Genomic DNA, 3,872 nt, shown 5'->3' with positions numbered 1-3,872 from the left:
TTAAAAACTAGTCTAGACCAGCAAACCATTCAGGTAGAAGGTCTGAAAAAGAATTTAATTCAGTTAGAGAGCAAAATTTCCGAAGCCAAAACCAAGAAAGAAATGCTCAAAGCTCGAATTACCGCAGCCAAAGCCCAAGAACAATTGGGAAATATGGTGAGCGGAATGAGTACCAGCAGCGCCATGTCCGCTTTTGAGCGCATGGAAGAAAAAGTATTACTCCAAGAATCTCGCGCTCAGTCTACCGCAGAATTGATAAGTTCAGATTTAGAAAGCCAATTTGCAAAATTGGAATCTGGTAGTGATATTGATAATGAATTAGCGGCTTTGAAAGCATCTCTAGCACCAGCACCCGAACAAAGACTACTAAACCCAGAACAACCAACCAGTACGGCTAAAGCGACTCAACCAGTTGATGCTGACTTAGAAGAACTTAAAAGACAATTAGATAAACTGTAGTTCTTGCAGATAATTTAATTCAGTTAATCCCACATATTTGTGGGATTTTACTTCATTTTTCCCAATGATTATGATAGATTACCAGATAAAAAGCTGATATAGTAAGCATTTTATAACTGCAAATTCTTCGACCGAGTAAAGCCTAAGTCCAAAACAGGATAACAACTAACCCTCAAATTGGGATAAAGTATTTTGTAAACGAATTTGATTAACTGATGCTACTTTATGGAGACTATTATGGGCAATAGTGTAATAAATATCACTGATGCTGAGTTTGAAAAAGAAGTTTTAAAGTCCGAACAGCCTGTATTAGTATATTTTTGGGCTTCCTGGTGTGGTCCTTGTCGCTTAATGTCACCATTGATTAATTTAGCCGCAACAACTTATAGCGATCGCCTAAAAATTGTTAAAATAGAAGCTGATCCTAATCCCGTGGCTGTCAAGCAATATCATGTAGAAGGCCTTCCTGCTCTCAGGTTAATGAAAGGAGAAGAAGTATTAGAATCTACCGAAGGAGTAATTGCTAAAGATAAATTACTCAGTCTTTTAGATAACCATTTACAGAGTAATTAGTGGTCAGTCAGTGATCAAAACTATAGAGTTTCTGATCACATACTCATAACTAATAACCAATGATAAATAATTAAAATGCAATTTGCAACCAGGTTACAACCTTTAAAATCTAACGTATTTGCGGACATGGACACAGCCAAGACCATAGCTGTGGCTGCGGGAAAGGAATTAATTGATTTGTCTTTGGGATCTTCAGATTTACCTACCGAGAATCATATCCTAGAAGCGATCGCTCAATCTGTCCATGATCCTAGCACCCATGGTTATTTATTATTTCGTGGTACTCAAAATTTTCGTCAAGCCGCAGCCCAATGGTATGAACAGAAATTCGGTATCCCAGTTAACCCAGAAACTGAAGTTTTACCCCTAATTGGTTCTCAAGAAGGAACAGCCCATTTACCCTTAGCCATACTTAATCCCGGCGATTTTGCTCTATTATTAGATCCTGGTTATCCTTCCCATGCTGGTGGAGTATACTTGGCTAATGGTCAGATTTATCCCATGCCATTAAAACCAGAAAATAATTTTTTACCAGTGTTTAGTGATATTCCCGTCACTGTTTTAAATCAGTCGCGGTTGATGGTTTTAAGCTATCCTCATAATCCTACCAGTGCGATCGCCCCTTTATCCTTTTTTCAAGAAGCTGTAGCCTTTTGTCAACACCATAACATTGTTTTGGTTCACGATTTCCCCTATGTAGATTTAGTTTTCACAGAAGAAACCCAAAATCCAAAATCCAAAATCCAAAATCTAAAATCTCCAGTCCCCTCAATTTTACAAGCTGACCCGGAAAAAAGCGTCTCTATTGAATTTTTTACCCTGTCCAAGTCTTATAATATGGGAGGTTTCCGCATTGGTTATGCAATTGGGAATCCAGAATTAATTCAAGCCCTAAAGCAAATCAAAGCCACCATTGATTTTAACCAATATTTGGGAATTTTGAACGGAGCGATCGCAGCCCTGACTGGACTGCAAAATGGTGTAAAATCAGCCTTAGCTATTTTTCGTCAACGTCGTGACACATTCATCAAAGCCTTACACAGCATAGGGTGGAACGTTCCCACACCACAAGCCACAATGTACATTTGGGCAAAATTACCTACACAATGGAGTAACAATTCCAGAGAATTTTGCACCGAATTAGTCAAAAAAACAGGTGTAGCAGCTTCTCCAGGTATCGGCTTTGGTAAATCTGGTGAAGGATACGTTCGCTTCGCATTAGTGCAAGAACCAGAAATTCTAGTAACCGCTGTCGAGAGAATCTCCAAGTTTATGAACTAAAATACAAACTTGTGCAAATTCAAAGTCGTATACTTTTCGCCTTTGCGTATTTGCGCGAAATATAACTCAAACCGCTATTATAGCATCCGATAATTTCTCAAATTCGCCCCATTGAAGCCGCACTTAAACCGTATAAAAATCAAAAATTCTCATCTTGTGGGGTGGGCTTCTAGCCCGCCATAATTTACTTGTGGGGTGGGCTTCTAGCCCGCCATAATTTACTTGTGGGGTGGGCTTCTAGCCCGCCATAATTTACTTGTGGGGTGGGCTTCTAGCCCGCCATAATTTACTTGTGGGGTGGGCTTCTAGCCCGCTCAAATCTATAATATAGATACAATAGCCGATTAAACCATTCTCATACTTAGATCCAACCATCTAGACTGAGTAATAGGCGCACTAGTAGAAATATAATCAACACCAGTTTCTGCTACAGCGCGAATAGTCTCTAAGTTGACATTTCCAGAAGCCTCAATTTTTACTCGATTATCTTCATGACGAATCAGCGACACAGCTTGACTCATCATTTTTAAAGGCATATTATCCAACATAATAATATCTGCCTTATACTCTAACGCTTCTTGCACCTGTGCCAAAGTTTCCGTTTCCACCTCAATTGTCAGAGGATAAGGAATGTGAGAACGAACGCGGGTAATAGCCTCCCCAATTCCCCCAGCCGCTACAATATGATTATCCTTAATCATCACCGCATCATCCAAACCCATTCGGTGATTTATAGCACCACCTAAAGCAGTCGCGTACTTTTCCAAAATTCTCAACCCTGGTGTAGTTTTGCGCGTATCCACCAATTGAGTAGGTAAATCAGCTATTTTCTCCACATATACATTAGTTAAACTCGCGATTCCACTTAATCGCATCGTCAAATTCAACGCCACCCTTTCTCCCATTAACAGAGCATCTAAAGAACCACCAATTTCCGCTATTACCTGTCCTGGTTCACATTTTGCCCCCTCAGCGGTAATATTTGCAAAATTGACCTGATGATTCAAAAGCTGAAACACCCTGGCTGCAACCGGTAAACCAGCAATTATTCCCGGTGCTTTCGCTATCCACTTCGCTTCTTTGTCGGTGGGATTTTGGGATAATAGAGATTGAGTAGTACGATCACCCCTACCAATATCCTCCAGCAACCAACCTTGCAACAATTGATCCAGCACCAAAAACGGTGGTAGTACAGCCAAACTCTTCATATCATCCCTAATTCCTATATCCACTCAACACTATCAGCAATTGCGTTGATTAACCCCTTCCATAATAATTACCCAAAAAAATCCCCATCAACTCAGCCAAATCAAAAACACAACTGCTTGACATTCACCACCCTGATAAGGGACGGGGTATGGCGGCGATGCTTGATCAAGCAAAAATCCAGAAAATTCTAACGACTGCAACCCTTATCTCACAAGGATTGTAGACAAAGTGAAAAAATTTTTTCCAAAAAGATGGAAAAAGTAGTTGACAAACCCAAATAGATTAGATATATTGAATAAGTGCCGAACAGCGAAGCCGAGAGAGGCAACGCCGAACAGCGCACCGAACCT

General features: G+C 40.2%; 4 protein-coding genes. 3 read left to right on the top strand and 1 reads right to left on the bottom strand.

The window, feature by feature from the left end:
• The 3 genes from H6F62_RS20230 to H6F62_RS20220 form a co-directional block, all read left to right on the top strand.
• Positions 1-459: PspA/IM30 family protein (locus tag H6F62_RS20230; protein WP_190372831.1), on the top strand; the 459-nt coding region annotated here is incomplete at its 5' end.
• A gap of 237 nt (positions 460-696) precedes the next feature.
• Positions 697-1,032, top strand: coding sequence for a thioredoxin family protein (locus H6F62_RS20225; protein WP_028083893.1), 336 nt, complete (start codon positions 697-699; stop codon positions 1,030-1,032).
• 75 nt (positions 1,033-1,107) lie between these two features.
• Positions 1,108-2,313, top strand: coding sequence for an LL-diaminopimelate aminotransferase (locus tag H6F62_RS20220; protein WP_190372830.1), 1,206 nt, complete (start codon positions 1,108-1,110; stop codon positions 2,311-2,313).
• Positions 2,314-2,657: 344 nt separating this feature from the next.
• On the opposite strand, the gene nadC is transcribed toward H6F62_RS20220, so the two are convergent.
• Positions 2,658-3,521, bottom strand: coding sequence for a carboxylating nicotinate-nucleotide diphosphorylase (gene nadC / locus H6F62_RS20215; protein ID WP_190372829.1), 864 nt, complete (start codon positions 3,519-3,521; stop codon positions 2,658-2,660).
• Positions 3,522-3,872 lie beyond the last annotated feature (351 nt).

The sequence above is a fragment of the Anabaena sp. FACHB-1391 genome, assembly GCF_014696755.1.
Classification (GTDB): Bacteria; Cyanobacteriota; Cyanobacteriia; order Cyanobacteriales; family Nostocaceae; genus Dolichospermum; species Dolichospermum planctonicum.
This window is presented reverse-complemented; position numbering and strand designations above follow the sequence as displayed.

Excerpts from the sequence above, each read along its gene's own strand:
- H6F62_RS20225 (WP_028083893.1), top strand. The coding sequence starts at position 697 with ATGGGCAATAGTGTAATAAATATCACTGATGCTGAGTTTGAAAAAGAA.
- H6F62_RS20220 (WP_190372830.1), top strand. The coding sequence starts at position 1,108 with ATGCAATTTGCAACCAGGTTACAACCTTTAAAATCTAACGTATTTGCG.
- nadC (WP_190372829.1), bottom strand. The coding sequence starts at position 3,521 with ATGAAGAGTTTGGCTGTACTACCACCGTTTTTGGTGCTGGATCAATTG.